This is a genomic window from Amycolatopsis sp. CA-211722, assembly GCF_056828465.1.
This window is the reverse complement of record NZ_CP184752.1, coordinates 6,967,231-6,990,184: the sequence shown is the minus strand read 5'-3', so window position 1 is coordinate 6,990,184 and position 22,954 is coordinate 6,967,231. Positions and strand designations below refer to the sequence as shown.

General features: G+C 68.3%; 23 protein-coding genes. 11 read left to right on the top strand and 12 right to left on the bottom strand.

From position 1 onward, the window contains the following. The first annotated feature begins 80 nt into the window (after positions 1-80). Positions 81-1,334, top strand: coding sequence for an HNH endonuclease signature motif containing protein (locus tag ACOCEP_RS32960; protein ID WP_482339863.1), 1,254 nt, complete (start codon positions 81-83; stop codon positions 1,332-1,334). 294 nt (positions 1,335-1,628) lie between these two features. Here ACOCEP_RS32960 and ACOCEP_RS32955 read toward each other — a convergent pair whose 3' ends face one another. From ACOCEP_RS32955 to ACOCEP_RS32925, 7 genes are all read right to left on the bottom strand, one after another. After that, positions 1,629-2,567: a prenyltransferase/squalene oxidase repeat-containing protein gene (locus ACOCEP_RS32955; protein ID WP_482333149.1), complete on the bottom strand. Its 939-nt coding sequence runs from the start codon at positions 2,565-2,567 to the stop codon at positions 1,629-1,631. Positions 2,568-2,577: 10 nt separating this feature from the next. Beyond that, entirely contained in the window at positions 2,578-3,345 is a 768-nt protein-coding gene (locus ACOCEP_RS32950) for an HpcH/HpaI aldolase family protein (protein ID WP_482333147.1), read from the bottom strand. Further along, the gene (hpaH, locus tag ACOCEP_RS32945) at positions 3,330-4,115 is read right to left on the bottom strand and encodes a 2-oxo-hept-4-ene-1,7-dioate hydratase (RefSeq protein WP_482333146.1); all 786 of its coding nucleotides are present in this window, start codon (positions 4,113-4,115) and stop codon (positions 3,330-3,332) included. The genes ACOCEP_RS32950 and hpaH overlap by 16 nt, the downstream gene beginning before the upstream one ends. Before the next feature lie 184 nt (positions 4,116-4,299). Next, positions 4,300-5,394 (bottom strand): 3,4-dihydroxyphenylacetate 2,3-dioxygenase, encoded by a 1,095-nt coding sequence (hpaD, locus tag ACOCEP_RS32940; RefSeq protein ID WP_482333145.1) that lies wholly within the window; start codon positions 5,392-5,394, stop codon positions 4,300-4,302. A gap of 31 nt (positions 5,395-5,425) precedes the next feature. After that, positions 5,426-6,931, bottom strand: a complete 1,506-nt coding sequence (gene hpaE, locus ACOCEP_RS32935) for a 5-carboxymethyl-2-hydroxymuconate semialdehyde dehydrogenase (RefSeq protein ID WP_482333144.1) — start codon at positions 6,929-6,931, stop codon at positions 5,426-5,428. A gap of 13 nt (positions 6,932-6,944) precedes the next feature. Beyond that, positions 6,945-7,616: a GntR family transcriptional regulator gene (locus tag ACOCEP_RS32930; RefSeq protein ID WP_482333142.1), complete on the bottom strand. Its 672-nt coding sequence runs from the start codon at positions 7,614-7,616 to the stop codon at positions 6,945-6,947. Continuing rightward, on the bottom strand, positions 7,598-9,082 hold the full coding sequence (locus ACOCEP_RS32925; protein WP_482333141.1) for a fumarylacetoacetate hydrolase family protein: 1,485 nt from the start codon (positions 9,080-9,082) through the stop codon (positions 7,598-7,600). The genes ACOCEP_RS32930 and ACOCEP_RS32925 overlap by 19 nt, the downstream gene beginning before the upstream one ends. 149 nt (positions 9,083-9,231) lie before the next feature. On the opposite strand from ACOCEP_RS32925, the gene ACOCEP_RS32920 reads away from it, so the two are divergent. Beyond that, complete coding sequence (locus ACOCEP_RS32920) at positions 9,232-10,605, top strand: MFS transporter (RefSeq protein WP_482333139.1); 1,374 nt, start codon at positions 9,232-9,234, stop codon at positions 10,603-10,605. Positions 10,606-10,623: 18 nt separating this feature from the next. Here ACOCEP_RS32920 and ACOCEP_RS32915 read toward each other — a convergent pair whose 3' ends face one another. After that, complete coding sequence (locus tag ACOCEP_RS32915; RefSeq protein WP_482333137.1) at positions 10,624-11,313, bottom strand: IclR family transcriptional regulator; 690 nt, start codon at positions 11,311-11,313, stop codon at positions 10,624-10,626. Positions 11,314-11,384: 71 nt separating this feature from the next. Here ACOCEP_RS32915 and ACOCEP_RS32910 point away from each other — a divergent pair, with 71 nt between their 5' ends. From ACOCEP_RS32910 to katG, 4 genes are all read left to right on the top strand, one after another. Beyond that, the gene (locus ACOCEP_RS32910) at positions 11,385-11,915 is read left to right on the top strand and encodes a flavin reductase family protein (RefSeq protein WP_482333135.1); all 531 of its coding nucleotides are present in this window, start codon (positions 11,385-11,387) and stop codon (positions 11,913-11,915) included. Positions 11,916-11,945: 30 nt separating this feature from the next. Next, positions 11,946-13,403: a 4-hydroxyphenylacetate 3-monooxygenase, oxygenase component gene (gene hpaB, locus ACOCEP_RS32905; RefSeq protein WP_482333134.1), complete on the top strand. Its 1,458-nt coding sequence runs from the start codon at positions 11,946-11,948 to the stop codon at positions 13,401-13,403. 144 nt (positions 13,404-13,547) lie between these two features. After that, positions 13,548-13,979: a Fur family transcriptional regulator gene (locus tag ACOCEP_RS32900; RefSeq protein WP_482333132.1), complete on the top strand. Its 432-nt coding sequence runs from the start codon at positions 13,548-13,550 to the stop codon at positions 13,977-13,979. 32 nt (positions 13,980-14,011) lie between these two features. Beyond that, a complete protein-coding gene (katG, locus tag ACOCEP_RS32895; RefSeq protein WP_482333131.1) occupies positions 14,012-16,246 on the top strand; it encodes a catalase/peroxidase HPI in 2,235 nt (744 codons plus the stop codon). 53 nt (positions 16,247-16,299) lie between these two features. Here katG and ACOCEP_RS32890 read toward each other — a convergent pair whose 3' ends face one another. From ACOCEP_RS32890 to ACOCEP_RS32880, 3 genes are read right to left on the bottom strand one after another with little or no spacing between them, the layout of a single operon-like run. Continuing rightward, a complete protein-coding gene (locus ACOCEP_RS32890; RefSeq protein ID WP_073843530.1) occupies positions 16,300-16,755 on the bottom strand; it encodes an ester cyclase in 456 nt (151 codons plus the stop codon). Next, entirely contained in the window at positions 16,752-17,648 is an 897-nt protein-coding gene (locus tag ACOCEP_RS32885; RefSeq protein WP_482333129.1) for a hypothetical protein, read from the bottom strand. The genes ACOCEP_RS32890 and ACOCEP_RS32885 overlap by 4 nt, the downstream gene beginning before the upstream one ends. Positions 17,649-17,660: 12 nt before the next feature. After that, a complete protein-coding gene (locus tag ACOCEP_RS32880) occupies positions 17,661-18,671 on the bottom strand; it encodes an SdiA-regulated/phytase-like domain-containing protein (RefSeq protein ID WP_482333127.1) in 1,011 nt (336 codons plus the stop codon). Between the two features lie 192 nt (positions 18,672-18,863). On the opposite strand from ACOCEP_RS32880, the gene ACOCEP_RS32875 reads away from it, so the two are divergent. From ACOCEP_RS32875 to ACOCEP_RS32855, 5 genes are read left to right on the top strand one after another with little or no spacing between them, the layout of a single operon-like run. After that, positions 18,864-20,264 carry a fatty acid desaturase gene (locus ACOCEP_RS32875; protein WP_482333126.1) on the top strand — a complete coding sequence of 467 codons (1,401 nt, stop codon included), beginning with the start codon at positions 18,864-18,866 and terminating at the stop codon, positions 20,262-20,264. After that, positions 20,261-20,455: a ferredoxin gene (locus ACOCEP_RS32870; RefSeq protein WP_037338602.1), complete on the top strand. Its 195-nt coding sequence runs from the start codon at positions 20,261-20,263 to the stop codon at positions 20,453-20,455. The genes ACOCEP_RS32875 and ACOCEP_RS32870 overlap by 4 nt, the downstream gene beginning before the upstream one ends. A 2-nt stretch (positions 20,456-20,457) precedes the next feature. Then, positions 20,458-21,663, top strand: a complete 1,206-nt coding sequence (locus tag ACOCEP_RS32865; RefSeq protein WP_482333125.1) for an NAD(P)/FAD-dependent oxidoreductase — start codon at positions 20,458-20,460, stop codon at positions 21,661-21,663. Between the two features lies 1 nt (position 21,664). Beyond that, entirely contained in the window at positions 21,665-22,291 is a 627-nt protein-coding gene (locus ACOCEP_RS32860; RefSeq protein WP_482333123.1) for a TetR/AcrR family transcriptional regulator, read from the top strand. A 50-nt stretch (positions 22,292-22,341) separates the two neighbouring features. Next, complete coding sequence (locus ACOCEP_RS32855; protein ID WP_482333121.1) at positions 22,342-22,644, top strand: DUF1905 domain-containing protein; 303 nt, start codon at positions 22,342-22,344, stop codon at positions 22,642-22,644. 3 nt (positions 22,645-22,647) lie between these two features. On the opposite strand, the gene ACOCEP_RS32850 is transcribed toward ACOCEP_RS32855, so the two are convergent. Next, positions 22,648-22,950 (bottom strand): ArsR/SmtB family transcription factor, encoded by a 303-nt coding sequence (locus ACOCEP_RS32850; protein ID WP_482333119.1) that lies wholly within the window; start codon positions 22,948-22,950, stop codon positions 22,648-22,650. Between the last annotated feature and the right edge of the window lie 4 nt (positions 22,951-22,954).

The following is a 22,954-nucleotide window of genomic DNA, read 5'->3' as shown; positions in this document are numbered from 1 at the left end:
TTTTCGGTGTTGTTCGCGTGTTTCGCTGGTCGCTTAAAATTACGAACACGTGTTCGACGTGGTTGCGGTATTATGGAGTCGTGTCCGAGACTTTTCTTCCCGAGTTGCCGCAGGAGTTGTGGCGTGCCGGCAAGCTGGAGCTTGCCCAGGGTGTGCAGCACGCCCTGCAGGTGATCCGGATGGCCAGTGCCGCGTTGGGGCAGTTCCTGGCGGAGATCGAGAATCGGGGCGTCAAAGACCTGTACGGGCATGGCAGCACAGCCAGCTGGTACGCGGAGCTGGCCGGGTTGTCGCGGGGTGAGGCGGGTGTGGTGGTGAAACGCGCGATCGCGTTGAACCCCACCCGGGCTTTGGACGGAACCGAGGTCCCGCCTGTTGCTCCCACCACTGCGGCGATGGCGGCGGAAGGCTTGGTCGGGAATGAGCGGATCGATCAGATCCTGGACATCGTGAAACGCCTCCCCGCCGACATTTCTGCCGAGGATCGGGCGGAGGCGGAGAAGATTCTTGGTGAGCTTGCCCCGAACGCGGGTCCCCGCCAGCTTGTCGAAGCTGAGGCGAAACTGCTGGCCTGGCTCGACCCCGACGGCAACGAACCCAAAGACCCCGAACCCAAAGAACCACGCCGGGAAATCACCCTGGAACGGCGCAGAGACGGGTTCTGGAAACTCACCGGGCTGCTGGACGACGAGACCGGGGCCCGGACCGCCGCCGCGCTGGAGGCGTATGCCCAGCCACGACCCGTCGACGAATTCGGGCAAGCCGACCTGCGGATGAAATGCGAACGCCTGGGCGACGCCTGGGCCGAACTGCTCGATCTGGCGATCGCCTGCCCCGACCAACCCGGAACCAGCGGCTACCGCACCCTGGTGAACGTCACCATCGGACTCGAGGAACTCAAAACCGGCCTCGGCACCGCCTGCCTGGACTTCGTCGGCACGATGACCGCGCGGGAAGCACGGCTCGCGGCCTGCGACTGCCTCATGCTGCCGGTCGTGATGAGCGCCGCCGGTGAGCCCCTCGATGTAGGGCGGCTCAAGCGGTTCGTCACCCCCGGGCAAAGACGGGCGTTGAACATCCGCGACGGAGGCTGCGCCTTCCCCGGCTGCCACCGCAAACCCAAGAATTGCCACGCCCACCACATTCATCACTGGGTGGACGGTGGGCCGACGGATCTGCGGAATCTCGTGCTGCTGTGCGGCTTTCACCACCGCCTGATCCACCATGGTGACTGGGAAGTACGGATGGCGGCCGACGGGCTACCCGAGTTCATTCCACCCCAGTATCGGGATCCGCTCCGACAACCCCGGCGTAACACCCTGCACCACCGCTGAACCCCCGAAGAGCCCGCCAGCCACCGGCGACGGGCCCTTCGGCATGCCCACAGTTACCCAGGCCCAGTCCGCTGAACCACAACGCTCGAACCAGCAGAGGCACAAGCTCAAGGGTTCCCCGAGTTCACCCGCCCCAATACAGGGGACCTCGAGGAGCCGTTAGCCACCAAAGCGACGGGCTCCCACCATGCCCGCCACCCATGACCGGACGGATCACGCACGACTGTGCGGATATCAGGACAACTGACGCCCCACCGCCAACAGGCCGAAGATCGGCACTCGCCCCAGCCGGACCTAAACCGCCGAATCCCACCAGTTCAACACTCGAGTGCCATACAGTGTCAGCCGCTTCGACGGCTCGCCCGCCGCGACGTCGACCTCGAACCACACCTGCCCGGCGTGCCGATGGGCTTGGAGCCAGGTCCCGTCCGGCTGCCGGGCGGCACGGACGCGTTCGACGGCGTCGGCCATTCGCGGATCCGGCGAAGTGCCGTCGTGCAGCGATGCCTCACGAAAGTAGTCGGCGGCGTTCAGTACGTCGTAGAACCAGCGGAACGGATACGCGAAGACCGTGATCCACGGCGCGATCTCCGACCCGGTCGACAGCCGCCGGAAGAGTCCCCGCTCCAGCAGAAACTCCTCACCCGAGCGGCGCGCGGCCCGCGAAGCCGGCGTCCCACCGGTCGCGGTCTCAAAGGCCAGCAGGCCCTTGAGCGAGTTCAGCGTCGAGTGCACCGATGAGCGCCGGGAACCCGAGACCCATTCGCAGTTCCAGCCACCGTCGGGTTGCTGATGCTCCGAGAACCACGAGGCGAGCGAGGTGACGTCGGCGCCGAGCCACAGGCCGTTCGCGAGGGTCCACGCGTTGATGCAGCAGTCGACCTCGCCGCCCCAGTACGGAAGATCGTCGTACTCCCACCGGCTGTTCTCGGCGAGGAGTTCGGCGGTCCCTCGCAGGACACCTGCGTCCATGCCCCACTCGCGCAGGGTGTTCAGCGACCACGTGGTCGCCGTCCACGGCTGCTCGCCTTCCGCGCCGGTGAATCCGGCGGGGAAGAACGCGCCGCCCGCCCACTGGCCGTCCGGGTCCTGGTGAGCGAGCAGCCGCGCTCCGAAGCCTTCGGTCGCGATGCGCGCCCGCGTCGCCTCCCAGACCTCGGGCGGTTCGTGCGCGAGATCGCGTTCCACCTGCCAGCGCAGAGCGGGGTCGGAGTCGAGCAGCCACGGGCTCATGTCTGAGACCTTAGGCCTCATGTCGCCGCGCGAGCGCCTCCGAACCTTGAGCGAGCAGGGTGACATCGGCGCCGACCAGTACGAATGAAGCCCCGGCGTCGAGGTAGCGCCGTGCCTGCGCCGGGTCGAACGCGTTGACACCCACCGGCTTTCCCTGGGCAAGGACCGCCTCGAAGGTGCTCAAGACGGCCGCGGTGACGTCGGCGTGCGTCTGCTTTCCGAGCAGACCCATGGAGGCGGCCAGATCGGACGGGCCGACGAACACCCCGTCGACGCCGTCGACAGCGGCGATCTCGGCGGCCGCCGAGACTCCCGCCGTCGACTCGATCTGCACGAACAGCGACGTGAATTCCTCGGCCTTCGCGAGATAGTCCTCGACCCGGTTCCAGCGCGCCGACCGCGACAAGGCGCTGCCGACACCGCGCACGCCGCGCGGCGGATAACGGACGGCCCGCACGACGGCCTCCGCCTCTTCCGCACTGTCGACCATGGGCACCAGCAGGTTCTGGGCGCCCAGGTCGAGCAGCTGCTTCAGCGCGACCGCGTCGCCGGACGGAGCGCGCACCACCGGCGTGATCGGATAGGCGGCGATCGTCTGCAGCAACGACTGCACAGTCTCGAGCCCGGCGGGGGAGTGCTCGGTGTCGACGAGCAGCCAGTCGAGCCCGGATCCCGCGCAGATCTCGGCGACGACCGGGCTGCCCGACGTGACCCACATGCCGATCCGTGGCCGCTCACCCAGCCGATCCCGGAACGGCGGGTCTAGACGAAGCGGCATGTGATCGCCCCCAGGTCCCGGTAGTCGGCGGTCACGGTGTCGCCCGGGTGCACCCACATCGGCCGCGTGAACGACCCGGCCAGCACGATGTCACCCGGATCGAGCTTGTCACCGTGCTGAGCGAGTTTGTTCGCCAGCCAGGCGACGCCGTTCGCGGGATGGTTCAGCACCGCGGCGGCGACGCCGGATTCCTCGATGGTTTCGTTGCGGTACAACAGGGCCGAAACCCAGCGCAGGTCGACGGCGTCCACGGCGACCGGGTTGCCGCCGTAGACCATCCCGCCCATGGCCGCGTTGTCGCTGATCGTGTCGACGATGGTCCGGCCCGCCATCTCGATGCGCGACGACAGGATCTCCAGCGCAGGCACGACGTACTCGGTCGCCCGCAGCACGTCGAACACCGTGGTGTCCGGCCCGGCGAGGGAATCACGGAGCACGAAGGCCAGCTCGACCTCGATGCGCACGTTCGAGAAGCGGCCGTGCTCGATCACGGAACCGTTCTCGAACACCATGTCCGCGAAGATGGCGCCATAGTCGGGTTCGGTGATCCCGGTGGCGGCCTGCATGACCTTCGAGGTCAGCCCGATCTTGCGCCCGACCGGGCGTCGCCCCGCCGCGATTCCCCGGCGCCGCCATTCGTTCTGCACGGCGTACGAGTCCTCGACGGTCATCTCCGGATAACGCGCCGTCAGCAGCGGGATCGTCTCCCGCGCCTTCTCCGCCGCCGCCAGTTCGTCGGCGATCGCGGTGATCGTTTCCTGTTCGAGCATGTCCTCGCCCTATCGTCTGCTGGTGAACCCGCGACCGCGATCGACGTCGGCAGGGCGCACCTGGTCATCCCCGTCACCGCGGCGGATGGGGCGCCCTGCCACCGCGATAGCGGGGCCTTCGGCCGGGGCGGGTTCACGCGTTCGGTCGCCTTTCAGATCCATCTGCAGCTCCGCCGACCGGCGCTCAGAGCTGGTTGCCGAGTTTGTACTCGCCCTGTTTCCACGCCGGCAGTTCGCCGTCGTCGTCACCCTTGCGGGTGTAGGAGAAGCCGTCTGCGCCGATGGTGACCTCCAGTTCGCTGTCCTCGGTCCTCGCGGCGACCGGCTGTGGTTTGCCGTCGAGGTCGAGCACGAGCGAGGCGTCGGTGTACCAGGACGGGACCACCGGCGTGCCCCACCAGTCGCGGCGCTGGTTGTCGTGCACGTCCCAGGTGACGACCGGGTTGTCGGGGTCTCCGGTGTAGTAGTCCTGCGTGTAGATCTCGACGCGGTGCCCGTCCGGGTCGCGCAGGTAGAGGTAGAACGCGTTCGACACGCCGTGTCTGCCGGGCCCGCGTTCGATGTGGTCGGACATCCGCAGCGAGCCGAGTTTGTCGCAAATGGACAGGATGTTGTGCTTTTCGTGCGTGGCGAAGGCGACGTGGTGCATCCGTGGCCCGTCGCCGCCGGTCATCGCGGTGTCGTGCACGGTGGGCTTACGGCGCATCCAGGCCGCGTAGGTGACGCCTTGGTCGTCCTGGATGTCTTCGGTGACCCGGAAGTTGAGGTCTTCCATGTGCTTGACCGCGAGCGGGACGTCCGGCGTGACCTGGTTGAAGTGGTCGAGCCGGACCAGCGCCCCCGGAACGTGCAGGTCGTAGCGCCAGCTGAGCCTGTCGACGTGCTGGACGTCGTGGAAGAACTCGAGCGGGAAGCCCAGCGGATCCTGCACCCGCACCGAGTCGCCGATGCCTTGGGTGAACCCGTTCTCGTTGCGCTCGACCCGGCAACCCAGCTCCGTGTAGAACGCGACGGCCTTGTCCAGGTCCTCCGGCGATCGCACGCGGTACGAGAAGGCCGCGACCGCGGCGACCGGGCCCTGGCGCAGCACGAGGTTGTGGTGGATGAACTCGTCGATCGTGCGGAGGCTGATCGTGGTCTCGTCCTCCTCGGTCACCGTCAAGCCGAGGACGTCGGCGTAGAAGGCCCGCGAACGCGCCAGATCGGTGACGACGAGTTCCATGTACGCGCAGCGCAGGACGTCCGGCGGCGGCGATTTCGGGGTGGGGATCGGCTTCATTGCGTCATCCTTTGTGGACGGGGGAACGGGGTCAGCCCTTGCCGAAGGCGGGGTTGTGCACCTCGCCGAGATTGATGTGCACCGCCTGCTGGTCGGTGTAGAAGTCGATCGAGCGGTAGCCGCCCTCGTGCCCCAGCCCGGACGCCTTCACCCCGCCGAAGGGCGTGCGCAGGTCGCGGACGTTGTTCGAGTTGAGCCACACCATGCCCGCCTCGACGGATTGCGCGAAGTTGTGCGCCCGCTTGAGGTCGTTGGTCCAAACGTAGGCCGCGAGCCCGTACTTCGTGTTGTTCGCGAGTTCGAGCGCTTCTTCCTCACTGTCGAACGGCGTGATCGCGACGACCGGGCCGAAGATCTCCTCCTGGAAGATCCGGGCGTCCGGTTTGACGTCGGCGAACACCGTCGGTGCCACGTAGTTCCCGGTCGGGAAGCCGTCCGGGCGGCCGCCACCGGCGACCAGGGTGGCCTCGGTCTTGCCGATCTCGATGTACTTCATGACCTTGTCGTAGTGCTCGGGGTGCACCAGCGCGCCGACTTCGGTCTTGGGGTCGCTCGGGTCGCCGACCACGACGCGTTTGGCCTGCGCGGCATAACGCTCGACGAACTCGTCGTAGATCGCGCGCTCGACCAGGATCCGGCTGCCCGCGGTGCAGCGTTCGCCGTTGAGGGAGAACACGCCGAAGATCGTCGCGTCGATCGCGGTCTCCAGATCGGCGTCGGCGAAGACGATGGCGGGCGACTTGCCGCCCAGTTCCATCGACAGTCCTTTGAGGAACGGCGCCGCGTTGCCGAAGATCAGGCTGCCGGTGCCGCTCTCGCCGGTGAACGAGATCAGCGGGACGTCCGGATGCTTGACCAGCGCGTCCCCGGCGTCCTCACCGAACCCGTTGACGAGGTTGAACACGCCCGGCGGCAGCCCGGCCTCCTCGAAGATCCCGGCCCACAGCGACGCGGAAAGCGGGGTGAATTCCGCGGGCTTGAGCACCACGGTGTTGCCGGTCGCCAGCGCGGGCGCGAGCTTCCACGACTCCAGCATGAACGGCGTGTTCCACGGCGTGATCAGGCCGGCGACGCCGATCGGCTTGCGGTTGACGTAGTTGACCTGACGGCCGGGCACCTTGTAGGTGTCGTCGGCCTGCGCGACGATCAGGTCGGCGAAGAACCGGAAGTTCTCCGCCGCCCGGCGCGCCTGGCCCAGCGCCTGCGAAATCGGCAGACCCGAGTCGAAGCTCTCCAGCGCGGCCAGCCGCTTGTCCCGCGACTCGACGAGATCGGCGATGCGGTTGAGCACACGCGAACGCTCACGAGGCAGCAGCTTCGGCCAAGGCCCTTCGGTGAACGCCTTCCGGGCGGCGGCGACGGCGCGGTCGATGTCGGCCTTCTTCCCCGCGGCGGCCTGGACGTAGACCTCGTTGGTCACCGGGTCGAGCACGTCGAAGACGGCGCCGTCGGCCGAATCGACGAGCTCGCCGCCGATGTAGTGCCGGATCCGCTCCGGGACACCGTCCGGGATCGGCCGGGGAGTCGTGCTGGTCAAGATTCCTCCTCAGTCAGCGGTTCGCGCGCTCTCGCGCGTCCAAAAAGGCCTGCATGGTGGCCCAGCGGTGATTGCGCGCGGCGAATTCGATGTCGAGCGGGTCGGCCTTCTCGGTGATCAGCCGGAGGATCTCTTCGTGTTCCTCGACCGACCGGTGCGCACGGTCGGGGACGAACGCGAACGTGGAGTCGCGCAGCCCGGACAGCCGGGTCCAGCCCTGGTGCACGAGGTCGAGGATCTGCGGGTTGGGGCAGCATTCGAAGAGCAGCGAATGGAACTGCTGGTTCAGCGCGGTGAACTCGTGCGCGTCGAAATGGTCCAGCAGCGCGATCATTCGCTCGTTGACCCGCCGCGCCCGCGCGATGTTCTCTTCGGACACCCGTGGCGCGGACAGCGCGGTGGCGACCCCTTCGACCACGCCTAGGGTCTGCATCGCGTGGACGTACTCGTCCTGGTCCACCATCGCCACGCGCGCGCCGACGTTGCGTTCGAAGGTCACCAGCCGTTCGGCCTCCAGCCGCCGGATCGCCTCGCGCACCGGGACGACGCTCATGTCGAGCGCGCCGGCGATCTCGGCGAGCACCAGCCGGTAGCCGGGTCCGTACTCGTGCCGGGCGATCCGCTCACGCAGCCACTCGTAGGCGAGCTCGGATTTGCTGGTCGTCTTCACTGCTTCTTCTGCCATGCCTCATACCTTTCCCGCCACAACGGGTTCAGCGGGAAGAGCCCCTCGATCGGGCGGCCCTGTCCGACCTGCTCGGCGATCCAAGCGTCTTCGTCCTCCTGGACGAGCGCCGCGTCGGCGATTTCTCCGGCCAGCGACGGCGGGATGACGACCACGCCGTCGTCGTCACCGACGATGATATCGCCGGGCAGCACCGTGGCTCCGCCGCAGGCGACCGCGACGTCGGTGTCCCACGGCACGTGCTTGCGCCCGAGGACCGCCGGATGGGGGCCTTGCGAGAACACCGGAAGGCCGGTCGCGGCGACGGCCTCGAAGTCGCGGACCCCGCCGTCGGTGATCACCCCCGCCGCGCCGAGGTAGCGCGCCCGCAGCGCCAGGATGTCGCCGAGTGTCCCGGAACCCTTGTCACCGCGGGCTTCGATGACGATCACCTCGCCGGCGCCGACCGAGTCGAAGAGGCGCTTCTGCGCGTTGTAGCCGCCGCCGTGGGATGTGAAGAGGTCCTCGCGGTTCGGGACGAAACGCAGGGTCCGTGCCGTGCCGACGACCTTCGACCCGGGCAGATTCGGGCGCACACCGTCGATCGCGACGTTGTTCAGCCCGCGCTTGCGCAACTGGGCGGACAAACCCGCGACGGGCGCACGCAGCAACTTGGCGCGGAGCTCTTCGCTGAGCGAGGGAGCCTTCTCTTCGGCAGGTTCTTCGACAGGCGTTCCCCAGGCTTCCGCGCGCTGCTTGTCGTCGACCTCGGGCAGGCTGCCGACGTCCGAAAAGGCCCGGATGCCCTGGGAAACGGTGGTGTGGAGCCGTCCGCTGCTCAGCGGGGTGCCGGGAACGTCCACTTCGACCACGACGACGTCGCCGGGGGAGACCACGGTCGATCCGGCCGGGGTGCCGGTGAGGATGACGTCGCCCGGTTCGAGCGTGAAGTGCTGGGAGAGATCGGAAACGAACTGCCGCAAGGGGAAGATGAGCCCGGCCGTGGTGTCCTCCTGCACCAGGTCGCCGTTCACCCAGGTGCGGACGCGCAGCGACGACGGGTCGACGTCGCGTGCGTCGATGAGGCCGGGGCCGAGCGGGGTGTAGCCGTCGCCGCCCTTGGACCGGACGTTGGAGCCCTTGTCCGCGGTGCGCAGGTCGTAGAGGCCGAAGTCGTTCGCGGCGGTGACCGCGGCGACGTGGTCCCACGCCTGGTCCGGTTTGACCCACCGGGCCGCGGTGCCGATGACCAGCGCGATCTCGCCTTCGAAGGCCAGCAGTTCCGTCCCGGCCGGACGTTCGACCGTACCGCCGGACGGGCCGATCGAGCTCGACGGCTTGAAGAAGTACGACGGGTTCGCCGGACGTCGCCCGCGCTGCTCCGCGCGGGACGCGTAGCTGAGATGGACGGCGATGATCTTGCCCGGCCGGCTGTCCAGCGGACCGGACGCGCGGCCGGAAGGCGATGCTGCCTCGTAAGTGCCCATGTTCCCCTGAATCCTCGACCCTTGCTTCGTATCTAATAACGTATATGATTCTGTGCCACAGTGGCAAGGCGGTCACCGAGTGGCCTTCGCCTCGCCCGGGGATCCCTGCGGGCCGCCACTCGCGTCAGGCCTATGTCAAAGGAGTCAAGGTGTCGAATCCAGCGCAGGATGAACGCACGCCCGGCCGGACCGCTCCACCGTCTTCGGATCGGCGCCGGGTCGCGTTCGCGACCGTCGTCGGCACCACGGTCGAGTGGTACGACTTCTTCGTTTACGCGTCCGCCGCCGGTCTCGTCTTCGGCAAGCTGTTCTTCTCCGGCCTCGGCGCGAACAGCACGCTCGTCTCCTTCGCCACGGTGGGCGTGAGCTTCCTTTTCCGCCCGCTCGGGGCGTTCCTCGCCGGGCACTTCGGGGACAAGTACGGCCGCCGTGTGGTCCTGGTGCTCACCCTGATCCTGATGGGCGTCGCGACCACGCTGATCGGCGTGCTCCCGACGTTCGACCAGATCGGTGTCCTCGCGCCGGTACTGCTGATCCTGCTGCGGATCCTGCAGGGCGTTTCGGCTGGTGGTGAATGGGGCGGTGCCGTGCTGATGGCCGTCGAGCACGCGCCGTCGAAGCGGAGGGGACTCTTCGGCGCCTCGCCGCAGATCGGCGTCCCGCTCGGGCTGCTGCTGGCCTCCGGTGTTCTCGCGCTGACCAGCCTGCTCGTCCCCGGCCAGGCGTTCCTCGATTGGGGCTGGCGGATCCCGTTCCTGCTCAGTGTCGGGCTGATCCTGGTCGGCCACTACGTACGGCGCCGCGTCGAGGAAAGCCCGGTCTTCCGGGAGATCGCCGAACGCCGTGAGCAGACCAGGACCCCGATCATCCAGCTGTTCCGCAAGCACGCCGTGCTCGTTCTGGTGGCCGCGCTGGTGTTCGCGGGCAACAACGCCGTCGGTTACATGACCACCGGCGGCTACATCCAGAACTACGCGACCAACCCGAAGGGGCCGATCGGCCTCGACCGCGGCCCGGTGCTGTGGGCGGTGACCGCGTCGGCGGCGACCTGGCTGCTGTCGACGTGGGCGGCGGGCGCGGTGTCCGATCGGATCGGCAGGCGGCGCACGTACGTGGTCGGCTGGATCGCGCAACTCGCCGGTGTCGCGCTGCTCTTCCCGTTGGTGGACACCGGGAACATCGTGTTGCTGGCGTTAGGCCTGATCATTCTCAGCGTCGGGCTCGGGTTCACCTACGGCCAGCAGGCGGCGTTCTACGCGGAGCTGTTCCCCGCGTCGATCCGGTTCTCCGGTGTCTCGATCTCGTACGCGCTCGGCGCGATCCTCGGTGGCGCGTTCGCGCCGACGATCGCCACCGCGCTGGTCGACGCGACCGGTACTTCGGTGTCCGTGGCCGTCTATCTGGGCGGGATGACCGTCGTCGGCCTCATCGCCACGTTGTTGCTGCGTGACCGGTCGGGAATCCCGCTCGGACCGGACCACGAAGCCGAGCAGGCGGTGAGCCCGCTGCGCTTCTCGAAGTGAGCCAGCCGTCCGTGACGCTCACCCGCCGAGAGCGTCACGGACGGCCTTCGCCGCCGCCTTGAGCCGCTCCGCGAGCTCGGTGGGGGTACCCGTGCTGGACAGGTAGACGACCGCGAGCGCGGCGGGAGCGTGGCCGCGCAGGGAGAGTGGCACAGCCACCGAGCTGAGGTTCTCGATCACCTCGCCGTGGCTGTCCGCGTAGCCGCGGTCGGCGACTTCCTTGATCCCCTCCGGCCAGTCCTCCTCCGGAAGCTGGGAAAGAATCGCGCGGCCGGGAGCGCCCGCGGTGAACGGATGCCTGGACCCCGGACGCTGCGCGACGGACGCGACGGCGTGCCGGGGTTCCACGCTGACCAGGGTCACGCATTCCTCGCGGTCCATCACCGCCACGAAACACGTCATGCCGAGTTCGTTCGCGACCGCGGTCAGCTCGGGCAAGGCCGCGGCCTGCAGATCGTGTTTGATCCCCGCCGCGAGCGCCGCCAGCCGTGCGCCGAGTTCGTATTTCCCGGCGGGTTCCCGCGTGAGGAGCCCGTGCTCTTCGAGGGTCCGGATGAGCCGGTACGCGATCGACCGGTGCACGCCCAGCCGTTCGGCGATCCGGTCGACGCTGAGCGGTTCTTGGGCGTCGGCAAGGACTTCGAGGACACGGATGCCGCGACTGAGCGTCTGGGACGTGCTCGCGGTCTTGCGGGACTCCGAAATCATCGTATACGATCCGTTTCGATAGTTGAACTGGCTGTTCGATTATAGAACAGGAATCGGACTGGGTGGTCACGATGTCACGCGAAACCAGTTTCTCGCCGGGTTCGAGCCTGTATCGGCCGCCCGCGCAGTTCTTCCGGGGCTGTCTCGGCCGGTTCGCGACGGGAGTGGCCGTCGTGACGTTCGACGCCGCGACGAAACGGCACGGCCTGACGGTGAACTCCTTCACCGCGGTCTCGATGGATCCGCCGCTCGTCCTCGTTTCGATCCAGCGCACCGTGAAGAGCCACGATCTGCTGGCCGACCGTCCCTTCGCGGTCAACGTCCTCGGCGCCGAACAGGAGGCGCTGGCGATGAACTTCGCCGGCCGCCCGACTCCCGAAGGAGCGCCGGCGTGGGTCGAAGGCGGGCACGCGCCGCGGCTCGCCGGCGTCCTGAGCTGGTTCGACTGCACGCCGTGGGCCGCCTACGACGGCGGCGATCACACCCTGTTCCTCGGAGAGGTGCAGGAGTTCGACTACCGCTCCGGCGACGCGCTCGGCTTCGTCGACGGGCGGTTCTCGACCATCCACGAATCCGCGCAAGGCCACGAATCCCTGTTCTGACAACGACGTCCACCCGAGAAGGAGCACGACATGGGAGCCCGTACCGGACAGCAGTACCTCGACAAGCTCAACGCGATGACGCCGGAGTTGTACGTCGACGGCGAGAAGGTGACCTCGAAGGTCGCCGAACATCCGGCGTTCCGGAACAACGCGCTGACTTACGCGAAGCTGTTCGACCTCCAGCACGACCCGGCGCACCGTGACGTCCTGACCTACGAATCACCGACCACGGGGGAGCGGGTGGGCACCTCGTTCCTGGTGCCGCGCACCGAGGAGGATCTCAAGCGCCGCCGGGCCGCCTTCTCCGTGTGGGCCGAATACGCAGGCGGCTTCCTCGGCCGTACGGGCGACTACATGAACTCGTCGCTCACCGCGCTTTCGACCGCGAAGAAGTTCTTCTCCCAGGCCGATCCCGTCTACGGCGAGCGCATCGCGAAGTACTACGAGCTGGCGCGCGAGAACGATCTCCTCGCGACGCACACCCTGATCCCGCCGCAGGTCAACCGTTCGGTGTCCGGCAGTCAGCAGGGCGGCGGCAACCTGTCGGCGAAGGTGGTCGAGGAACGGGAAGACGGCATCGTCGTCCGTGGCGCCCGGATGCTCGCCACCATCGCGCCGATCGCGGACGAACTCCTGGTGTTCCCGTCGACGGTCCTGCGTGGCACTCCCGAGGACGCCCCGTACTCCTACGCTTTCGCCGTCCCGAACGACGCGCCCGGGCTCAAGTACTTCTGCCGCGCCGGACTCCACCACGGCCGATCGCGCTTCGACGAACCGCTCGCTTCCCGGTTCGAGGAAATGGACGCGGTCGTGGTGTTCGACGACGTCTTCGTCCCGAACGAGCGGGTCTTCCTGCTGGGGCATCCGGAGCTGTGCAATGCCTGGTACTCCGAGACCGGCGCGGCCGCGCTCATGACCCATCAGGTCGTCACGCGCACGCTGGCCAAGACGGAGTTCTACCTCGGCCTCGCCGGCGAGATCGCCGCCGCGATCGGCATCGGCGGCTTCCAGCACATCCAGCAGGACCTGTCGGAACTGATCTCCTACGTCGAGATCGAGAAGGCCGTGCTGCGCGCGGCCGAGGCCGACGGGAAGCTGAGCGAGGACGGCGTCTTCCTGCCCAAGTGGGAGGTCCTCAACGCCGCCCGGAACTGGTACCCCACGAAGGTGTCGCCACGGCTGACCGAGATCATCCGCAAGTTCTCCGCCTCCGGGCTCATGGCCCTGCCGGGTGAAGCGGACTTCGACGCCGAAGGCCGTCCGGACATCGACACGTACCTCCAGTCGGCCACTCTGCCGGCCAAGGAGCGCGCGCGGCTGTTCAAGCTGGCGTTCGACGCGTCGGTCTCGAGCTTCGCCGGGCGGGAGTCGCTGTACGAGTACTTCTTCTTCGGCGACCCGGTGCGGATGGCGGGCGCCCAGGTGAACGCGTACCCGCAGGAGGCGCTGCGGGAACGGGTCCGGGAACTGCTGACACGCGACGAGTGACCGGAGCCGAAGGGCGCTTTCCCCGCATGCGATGGGGGGAAAGCGCCCTTCGCCGCGTCTGATGCGGGGAAAGGCGCCTTCGGCGAGACACGCCCGGGATGCAAGAAACTTGATTCATTCCAGAAAATGGGCCAGACTGCGGCCGTGCCCACGACCCTGGACTTCGAGCGGATGCTGCGCGGGGCCTCCCTGCGCGTCACGCGTCCCAGGGTGGCCGTGCTGACCGCGGTACGCGACCACCCGCACGCCGACACCGACTCGATCATCGGTGCCGTGCGCGCAGAACTCGGCGAGGTCTCTCACCAGGCCATCTACGACGTGCTGCGGGCACTGACCGCCGCGGGTCTCGTACGGCGGATCCAGCCGTCGGGGTCCGTGGCACGGTACGAGTCCCGGGTCGGGGACAACCACCACCACGTCGTGTGCCGAACCTGTGGTGCCATCGCCGACGTCGACTGCGCCGTCGGTCCCGCGCCCTGTTTGACCGCGTCGAACGACCAAGGCTTCGTGATCGAAGAGGCCGAGGTCATCTACTGGGGCCTGTGTCCCGATTGCGCCACCGAACCCCGTTCCTGAGCCCCGCAGTTCTGATTCCCGGAAGGATTCCCGTGTCTGACAGCCCGGACGCCGTCATCGGCGAAATGAACGAAGAGAGCGCGGGCGGCTGCCCCGTCTCGTCGGGCCGCCGTAACCACCCCACCGAAGGAGCGGGCAACCGCGACTGGTGGCCGAACCAGCTCAACCTGAAGATCCTCCGGAAGCACTCGGCCGCGTCCGACCCGATGGACGCCGGGTTCGACTATGCCGCCGAGTTCAAGACCCTCGACCTCACCGAGCTCGCGAAGGACGTCGACGCCGTCCTGACGACGTCGCAGGACTGGTGGCCCGCGGACTTCGGCCACTACGGCGGCTTCATGATCCGCATGGCGTGGCACAGCGCGGGCACCTACCGCATCGAGGACGGCCGCGGCGGCGCCGGCGCGGGCATGCAGCGGTTCGCCCCGCTCAACAGCTGGCCGGACAACGGCAACCTCGACAAGGCCCGCCGCCTGCTCTGGCCGGTCAAGAAGAAGTACGGCCGCAAGATCTCGTGGGCCGACCTGATGATCTTCACCGGCAACCGCGCCCTGGAGACCATGGGCTTCAAGACCTTCGGCTTCGCCGGTGGCCGCGCCGACGTCTGGGAGCCGGACGAGGACGTGTACTGGGGTCCCGAGCGCACCTGGCTCGGCGACGAGCGCTACACCGGTGACCGCGAGCTGGAGAACCCGCTGGCCGCCGTGCAGATGGGTCTCATCTACGTGAACCCGGAAGGCCCGAACGGCAACCCGGACCCGCTGGCCGCCGCCCGCGACATCCGCGAGACCTTCGGCCGGATGGCGATGAACGACGAAGAGACCGTCGCGCTGATCGCCGGCGGCCACAGCTTCGGCAAGACGCACGGCGCGGCCGACCCGGACAAGTACGTCGGCCCCGAACCCGAGGGCGCTTCGATCGAGGAGCAGGGTCTCGGCTGGAAGAACACCTTCGGCAGCGGCAAGGGCCGCGACGCGATCACCAGCGGTCTCGAGGTCACCTGGACGCCGACCCCGACCCAGTGGAGCAACTGGTTCTTCCACAACCTCTTCGAGTACGAGTGGGAGCTGACCAAGAGCCCGGCGGGCGCCCACCAGTGGGTCCCGAAGGACGGCAAGGCGAAGAACACCGTGCCGGACCCCGAGGACGGCAAGCTCAACCGCGCGCCCGGCATGCTCACCACCGACCTGGCGCTGCGTTTCGACCCGGTCTACGAGCAGATCTCGCGCCGGTTCTACGAGAACCCGGACCAGTTCGCGGACGCCTTCGCCCGCGCCTGGTTCAAGCTGACCCACCGTGACATGGGCCCGATCCAGCGCTACCTCGGCCCGCTGGTGCCGCAGGAGACGCTGATCTGGCAGGACCCGGTGCCCGTCGTCGACCACGAGCTGATCGACGACGCGGACATCGCCTCCCTCAAGGAGAAGCTGCTCGCTTCGGGCCTTTCGGTCTCGCAGCTGGTCTCCACCGCTTGGGCGTCGGCCTCGACCTTCCGCGGCAGCGACAAGCGTGGTGGCGCGAACGGCGCCCGCATCCGCCTCGAGCCCCAGCGCGACTGGGAGGTCAACGACCCGCAGACGCTGTCCCAGGTGCTGCGTACGCTCGAGGGTGTCCAGGAGACGTTCAACAGCGCCCAGACCGGCGGCAAGAAGGTCTCGCTCGCCGACCTGATCGTGCTGGGCGGCGTCGCCGGCGTCGAGCAGGCCGCGAAGGAGGGCGGCTTCGAGGTCACCGTGCCGTTCACCCCGGGCCGCACCGACGCGACGGAGGAGCAGACCGACGCCGAGTCGTTCGCCCCGCTGGAGCCGACCGTCGACGGGTTCCGCAACTACCGCGGCAAGGGGCACCGTCTCCCGACGGAGTACCTGCTGCTCGACCGCGCGAACCTGCTGAACCTGAGCGCGCCCGAGATGACCGTCCTCGTCGGCGGTCTGCGTGTGCTCGGCGCCAACGCCCAGCAGTCCAAGCACGGCGTCTTCACCGAGAAGCCGGGGTCGCTGACCAACGACTTCTTCGTGAACCTGCTCGACATGGGGGTCCAGTGGACCGCCACGTCGGAAGACGCGGAGACCTTCGAGGGCCGCGACTCCGCGACCGGCGAGGCCAAGTGGACCGGTACCCGCGCCGACCTCGTGTTCGGGTCGAACTCCGAGCTTCGCGCGGTGGCCGAGGTCTACGCCAGCGACGACGCCAAGGAGAAGTTCGTCCGTGACTTCGTCTCCGCGTGGGACAAGGTCATGAACCTCGACCGGTACGACCTGGTCTGAGGCTGATCCGAACGTCCGGGCCCGTCGCTTCCGCGGCGGGCCCGGACTCTTTTCTAGACGTCGCCGGACGCCAGCAGGGTCAGCAGTTCGGCGTGCCCGGCCTGGGTGATCAGGCTGGCGGCGTCGAAGTAGATGCGCTCGTTGGTGATCCGGTCCTCGTCGAAGAAGAACACCGCGATGATCGGCACCCGGAACGCCTTGCCGGTCGGCGGGCGGCCGTAGAACTCGCCGAGGTTGGTACCGAGCAGGTCGAACTCGACGATGACCGACTCGTCGGCGAAGTGGTACCGGACGTTGTCGTGCCGCTGATCGGGGAACGCCGTCCGGGTCATGCGGTAGTACGCCATGACCTCTTCGTCGCCGTCGAAGATCTGCCCGGTCGCCATGATCTCGTAGTGCGGATGACCGTTGAAGGTGCCCAGAGTGCGGTCGAACTCGTGGGCCACCTCGGTGTCCATGTGCTCTTCGATGATCTTGTGGCGGCGCTCGCGCAGGTCTTCGCTGATCACTGGTCCTCCGGGTCGGTCCTGGTCGCGATCCGGAGCCTACCGCCCGCCGCCTCGTCGTCGGTGCCGTAAAGCAAGCTGCCGCACGAGCGCGAAAGGCAGGTCATGGCCTCGATCTTGTGGCCGGGGAAGTCGCCGATCCGCACCGGAACGGGGGAGAGGGCGATCGAACCGTCGGAACGGAGGACGCCTGCCTCGTACACGGCCGAATCGAAGGGCCCTTCGTCGCCGGGATCGGAGGCGGCCGAGACCAGGACGCGGTCGTCCGCGGTGATCTCGACGTCCGAGGTGTGCCGGACGTCGGTGGTGGGGTACGGGACGCGGAACGGGATCGACTTCGGCTTCTTGAAGGACAGCTTCGAGACCGAGAACTCCGCCGAGTGGAGCGTGGCCGGGCGGGCGTCCTGGCCGCGGTCCGCCCAGAGCGCGAACACTCGATCGTTCACCTTTTTCAGTGCGAAACCCTCGTAATTGTCCTCCGGGTCGCCCTTCGGTACCTGGAAAGTGCCGAGGACTTTCAGGCGCCGGTCCTTCAACGTGAAGTGGAAGCCTTTGCCGTCACTCGCCAGCGCGATGAATTCGCCGCTCTTCCCCGGCACGGGTTCGGCCGCTTCGAGATCGACCGGGAGCTCGCCCGGCCAGTCGATGGAGTCCACCTTGGACACCTCGCCGTGGTCGATGCGGACCCGGACCGCGCGATTCTCGCCAGGCTTCTTGTTGTCCCGCAGGACAAGCGCGTCGATCCGGCCGTCGTCCCGGCCGAGAACGGCGACACCGCTGGCGCCGGACGTCATACCGGTGCCGATGGATGCCCAGCCGTCGTCCGCCAGTGCCGCGGACGGCAGGATCAGCGGAATGGTCAAGGCCGGAAGAATCGCGAGAAAGGCGAATTTCATGCCGCGCCCCGCTCAGCCGCAGGACAGGGTGCCGGCCCTGAGCGCGTGGCCGCCCTCGTTGCCGTCGTCGGCCCAGACGACCTGCTTGCCCCCGGAGGCGCACGTGGCCGAGATCGCGAAGCCTTCGTTGTTGTAGTCCGGCATCCCGCTCGGCCGGTCGTACGTGGCCGTGACGGCGAACTTGCCCTGCGCGTCGACGGCCAGCGTCGTCGAGTCGCCGCCGCAGTTGTCGTCGCAGACCGCCCACAGCTTCCCGGTCGAAGCCTCGTACTCCAGCTCCATGATCGAGGCGAGGCCACTGGCGAAACTCGCGACCCGGGTGTACTTCCCGCCCGCCTGATCGAGCGCGTAGGCGTAGACCATCCCGTTGCTTTCGAGTCCCACGAGGTAGAGGCCGGTGCCGTGGCCGGGATAGTCGCCCGGGTTGTACGGCGCCTTCGTGCGCTGATCCACGAACCCCTTGGCGGTGAGGGCGCTGTCCGGGATCCACGAGACGGCTTCGAGGCCGTCGTTGGCCGAAACCTTCGGCAGGTCCGCCGTCAGGTTCCATTCGGCCTTGGCACTGAGGGTCTTGGCCGTGCCGGAGACGTCGTACCGGAGCACTTTGAGGGCGCTCGTCTTGCTGTTGTCGCCGTCGCGTTCGGTGGCCGCCACCACGCCGTCCGGGGTGGCCACGACGGCTTCGGCGTCGGGGTCGCCCTTGCCGCCGCGGTAGCGCAGCTGCTTGCCCGACGACCAGCCGTTGGCGGTGTCCGGCCGCCACCTGGCGCCGTCGCGCACGAGGCGATACAGCGTGCCGGGGCCGTTCTTGACCGCCCAGAGGACGTCGGGACCGCCGAAGGACAGGCCGCTCATATTGCCGCCGAGGACGTTCGAACCGTCAGCGTCCGCGACGGCCGGCGCGCCCGGCCAGGGGCTGTTCGCCGTCGTGGACGCGGTGGCGGTGGCGGCGGGCAGGACCAGCAGGGCCGCGGCGACGGTGGCCACGGCGGCGGGGCGGATCCGGCGTGATGATCGGGGCATTCGCGCTCCTTCGGGGCGGGCGAAGTGGGTCGCGGCGTGTCGTCACAAGTTAAGTAAGTTTCCTTACAAATACAAGATATCGCCAGATTCTCACGAAATGAAGCAACGCTGAGTTTACAAAAGATGGCCACTTGTCAAACGGGCTGTACATCACCTATGGTTTTGTAAACCCAGCCAACGGAGGAGGGTGCGATGAGCGAGATGACGGGCACGATCCCGGCGGGCTCGACCGAACGCTGGACCGACGGCAAGCGATATCTGTGGCTGATCGGCCTGGTGGTGCCTTCGCTCGCGTTCCTGGCCATCGGCCTGCACGCGGCCACCGGCTGGGGGGTGTGGTTCTGGATCGGGCCGATCGTGATCCTGGTGATCGTGCCGCTGATCGACCTGGTGGCCGGGCTGGACCGCAGCAATCCGCCCGACGACGTGATCGAACGGCTGGAGCGGGATCGCTACTACCGGTGGATCACCTTCGCCTTCCTGCCCATCCAGTACGCGGGCTTCATCGTCGCGTTCTGGCTGATCGCCCGGGGCGACCTTTCCGTGGCGGACAAGATCGGACTGGCGATCTCGATCGGCTGCATCGGCGGTATCGGCATCAACACCGCGCACGAACTCGGGCACAAGAAGGAAAGCCACGAGCGCTGGCTGTCGAAGATCGCGCTGGCGCAGAGCTTCTACGGCCACTTCTACATCGAGCACAACCGTGGCCACCACGTCCGGGTGGCGACCCCGGAGGATCCGGCCAGCAGCCGCGTGGGGGAGAGCTTCTACCGGTTCTGGCCGCGCACGGTGTTCGGCTCGCTGAAATCCGCGTGGGGCCTGGAGCGCAAGCGGTACGCCCGGCGCGACCGGCATCCGTTCCGCATCGGCAACGACGTGCTCAACGCCTGGCTGATGTCGGCGGTGCTGTGGGCGGCGATGACCGTGTGGCTGGGGCCGGGGATCCTGCCGTATCTGGTGATCCAGGCCGTGATCGGTTTCTCGCTGCTGGAGGTCGTGAACTACATGGAGCACTACGGCATGCGTCGGCGGATGGTCGGCCCGCCGAACCGCCGGCGGTACGAACGCGTGGACCCCAGCCACAGCTGGAACTCCAACAACATCGCCACCAACGTGCTGCTCTACCACCTGCAGCGGCACAGCGATCACCACGCCAACCCGACCCGCCGCTACCAGACACTGCGCGATTTCGCGGAATCGCCGGTGCTCCCGACGGGCTACGCCGGGATGATCGTGCTGGCGCTGTTCCCACCGGTGTGGCGGCGCGTGATGGATCCGCGGGTGCTCGCGCATTTCGACGGTGACATCTCCCGCGCCAACATCCAGCCGTCGAAGCGGGCCAAGGTGCTGGCGCGGTACGGAACGCGCGTCACCGCGCCGTCGCGGCACGCCGCCGACACGCACGGCGACGCGACCGAAGGCGGGATGTGCCCCGGCTGCGGCTACGTGTACGACGAGAAACTCGGTGACCCGCGGGAGGGGTTCCCCGCCGGGACCCCGTGGTCGGCGATCCCGGACTCGTGGTGCTGTCCGGACTGCGGCGTGCGGGAGAAGGTCGATTTCGTGGCACCGGGAAGGGTCGGAGCATGATGAAGATCGAGGCGGACCGCGCGAAATGCGACGGGCTGGGCATGTGCGAGGCGATGGCGCCCGACTTCTTCGAGGTGGGCGACGACGGCACGGTCGTGGTGCTCGACGAACAGCCCGGCGAGGAACACCGTCAGGACCTGTCGGCCGCCGTCGACGCCTGCCCGGTCCTCGCCCTGAAACTGCGGGACTGACCATGGCACTGGTCGTCGTGGGCGCGTCGCTGGCCGGGTTGCGCGCGGTGGAGGCCGCGCGCCGGGACGGATACCGAGGGCGGATCGTGCTGATCGGCGCGGAGGACCACCCGCCCTACGACCGGCTGCCGCTGTCGAAGGCGTTCCTCGACGCGGAAGGACCCGGCGAGGTCGAGCCGTTCCACGGCGAGGACGCGTTGCGCGACGAGTTCGGGGTCGAACTGATGCTCGGCGCGCCCGCGGACGGGCTCGACACGGCCGCCCGCGAGGTTTCGGTGGCGGGAACGACGGTTCCTTACGAGGCACTGGTGATCGCGACCGGCGCCACTGCGCGGCGGCTGCCCGGCAGCGAGGGGATCGCCGGAGTCCACACCTTGAGGAACGCGGAGGACGCGCTTGCGGTCCGTGCGGCGCTCGACGCCGGGGCGCGCACGGTCGTGATCGGCGCGGGCTTCATCGGCTCGGAGGTCGCGGCCGCGGCTCGGAAGCGTGGGCTGCCGTCGACGATCGTCGAGACGCTCGACGTCCCGCTCGTCCGGTCCGTCGGCGCCGAAGCCGGCGCGGTGTGCGCCTCGCTGCACCGGGAGGCGGGTACGGAACTGCGGTTGTCCACCACGGTCACCGGCCTGGAGTCCGACGACGGCGCGGTGACCGGCGTGCGGCTCTCGACCGGCGAGGTGCTGCCCGCCGACCTGGTGGTCGCCGGCATCGGCGTCGTCCCGGCCACCGGCTGGCTGGCCGGAAGCGGGGTCCCGCTGCACGAGCGCGACGGTGGCGTGGTGTGCGACGCGACGCTGTGGACCGGGATCCCCGGTGTGTACGCCGCGGGGGACGTCGCGCACGCCTCGAATCCGTTGTTCGACGGCGAACTGATGCGGCTGGAGCACTGGACGAACGCCGCCGAGCAGGGTGCCGCGGCCGCTCGCCACGCGCTCGCTCCGGAGTCGGCCCGCCCGCTGGCGCCGGTGCCGTACTTCTGGTCGGACTGGTACGACCACCGGATCCAGTTCGTCGGCACCCCGCGGGCGGACGAGGTGGTGGCCGCCGTCCCGGAGGCAGGCGGTTTCACCGCGCTGTACCGGCGCGGGGACCGGGTCGTCGGGGCGCTGACGATCGACCGGCCGCGCGAGATCATGAAGTACCGCCAGATCGCGGGCCGGGCTCCGTGGCCCGAGGCGCTGGCGTTCGCCGCGGGAACGGCCGCCTAGAATGACGATCATGAGTGAGGCTCCGGTCGCGGGAGGCCCGTACCGTCAACCGATCGTCGCGGCGGCGATCGAGCTGACCGTGCGTTCCGGCTGGTCCTCGGTGACGATGAGCAGACTCGCGGAGATCGTCGGCGTCAGCCGCCAGACCGTCTACAACGAACTCGGCTCGAAGAGCAGGCTGGCCGAAGCGATGATCTCGCACGAACTCGCCCGCTTCCTCTCGGTGGTCCGGGAAGCGTTCGAACGGCACCCCGAGGATCTCGTCGAGGCGATCCACGACGCGGTCCGCGGCGTCCTCGAACTCGCCGACGACAACCTCCTGCTGCGCGCCATCGTCTCGGCCACGCACGGCGCCGACACCGAACTGCTGCCGTTGCTGACGTCGCGGGCCGGGAGTCTGCTGAGTGAGGCGACGGTCATGTTGCGCGGTCGTGTCCGGGCCTACGGTCCATCGCTGGACGCCGCACAGCTGGACGTGGCGATCGACGTCGTGGTCCGGACCGTGCTGAGCCACATCATGCAGCCTTCGGACACTCCGGCGCGCACGGCCGACGCACTGGCGTGGATGGCTTCACGTGTGCTCGGCGCGACGACGACCCGGTCGCTGCGGCATCCTTCGCGAAACTAGGTTCGCTGCCGTTCGCGGAAACTGTCGGACCCTTGTGCGAGGCTCCATCGATGATCGTCGTGTTCGATGCCGAGCTCTGGGTCTGGGACGCCCGCCGCGGCGAGACCTGGACCTTCGTCAGCCTGCCCCAGGACATCTCCGAGGAGATCCGCGAGATCACCGACGGCCCGCGCAGAGGGTTCGGCGCGGTCCGGGTCCAGGCCGGCATCGGTGGCAGCGAATGGAAGACGTCGATCTTCCCGGACGCCAAACGAGGTGCGTACGTGCTGCCGGTGAAGAAGGCGGTCCGCAAAGCCGAGGGGATCGAGGAGGGTGATGTGGCGGAGGTGACCGTCGAGCTGATCGACCTCTGACCGTCAGAGCAGGCGCTCACCGAGCGGTGTCGTGAGATAGAGAACGCTGCGACCGGTGCGTTCCCGCGCGACCAGGCCGCTGTCGCGCAGGACCTTGAGGTGCTGGGAAACGGCGCTCGGTGTGACGCCGAGAGCCCGGGCCAGATCGGTCGTGGTCGCGGGGGAGGACAGAGCCGAGAGGAGGTCCGCCCGCGTCCGGCGGCCACGTCCGGGAAAGGTCGAGGGGTACGCGATCGAGTTCCTTCCGCGCCCACCGAAGCCACGGCAGGTTGACCGGATTCCCGGCGATGCGGGACCGGCCCGCACCTCG

What these genes read in the sequence shown, in the direction of transcription:
- ACOCEP_RS32875 (WP_482333126.1), top strand. Translation starts at nt 18,864, where the DNA reads ATGAGCGAGATGACGGGCACGATCCCGGCGGGCTCGACCGAACGCTGG.
- ACOCEP_RS32860 (WP_482333123.1), top strand. Translation starts at nt 21,665, where the DNA reads ATGACGATCATGAGTGAGGCTCCGGTCGCGGGAGGCCCGTACCGTCAA.
- ACOCEP_RS32955 (WP_482333149.1), bottom strand. Translation starts at nt 2,567, where the DNA reads ATGAGCCCGTGGCTGCTCGACTCCGACCCCGCTCTGCGCTGGCAGGTG.
- hpaD (WP_482333145.1), bottom strand. Translation starts at nt 5,394, where the DNA reads ATGAAGCCGATCCCCACCCCGAAATCGCCGCCGCCGGACGTCCTGCGC.
- hpaB (WP_482333134.1), top strand. Translation starts at nt 11,946, where the DNA reads ATGGGAGCCCGTACCGGACAGCAGTACCTCGACAAGCTCAACGCGATG.
- ACOCEP_RS32870 (WP_037338602.1), top strand. Translation starts at nt 20,261, where the DNA reads ATGATGAAGATCGAGGCGGACCGCGCGAAATGCGACGGGCTGGGCATG.
- ACOCEP_RS32865 (WP_482333125.1), top strand. Translation starts at nt 20,458, where the DNA reads ATGGCACTGGTCGTCGTGGGCGCGTCGCTGGCCGGGTTGCGCGCGGTG.
- ACOCEP_RS32930 (WP_482333142.1), bottom strand. Translation starts at nt 7,616, where the DNA reads ATGGCAGAAGAAGCAGTGAAGACGACCAGCAAATCCGAGCTCGCCTAC.
- ACOCEP_RS32880 (WP_482333127.1), bottom strand. Translation starts at nt 18,671, where the DNA reads ATGCCCCGATCATCACGCCGGATCCGCCCCGCCGCCGTGGCCACCGTC.
- ACOCEP_RS32915 (WP_482333137.1), bottom strand. Translation starts at nt 11,313, where the DNA reads ATGATTTCGGAGTCCCGCAAGACCGCGAGCACGTCCCAGACGCTCAGT.
- ACOCEP_RS32950 (WP_482333147.1), bottom strand. Translation starts at nt 3,345, where the DNA reads ATGCCGCTTCGTCTAGACCCGCCGTTCCGGGATCGGCTGGGTGAGCGG.
- ACOCEP_RS32855 (WP_482333121.1), top strand. Translation starts at nt 22,342, where the DNA reads ATGATCGTCGTGTTCGATGCCGAGCTCTGGGTCTGGGACGCCCGCCGC.
- hpaH (WP_482333146.1), bottom strand. Translation starts at nt 4,115, where the DNA reads ATGCTCGAACAGGAAACGATCACCGCGATCGCCGACGAACTGGCGGCG.
- ACOCEP_RS32885 (WP_482333129.1), bottom strand. Translation starts at nt 17,648, where the DNA reads ATGAAATTCGCCTTTCTCGCGATTCTTCCGGCCTTGACCATTCCGCTG.
- ACOCEP_RS32910 (WP_482333135.1), top strand. Translation starts at nt 11,385, where the DNA reads ATGTCACGCGAAACCAGTTTCTCGCCGGGTTCGAGCCTGTATCGGCCG.
- ACOCEP_RS32925 (WP_482333141.1), bottom strand. Translation starts at nt 9,082, where the DNA reads ATGGGCACTTACGAGGCAGCATCGCCTTCCGGCCGCGCGTCCGGTCCG.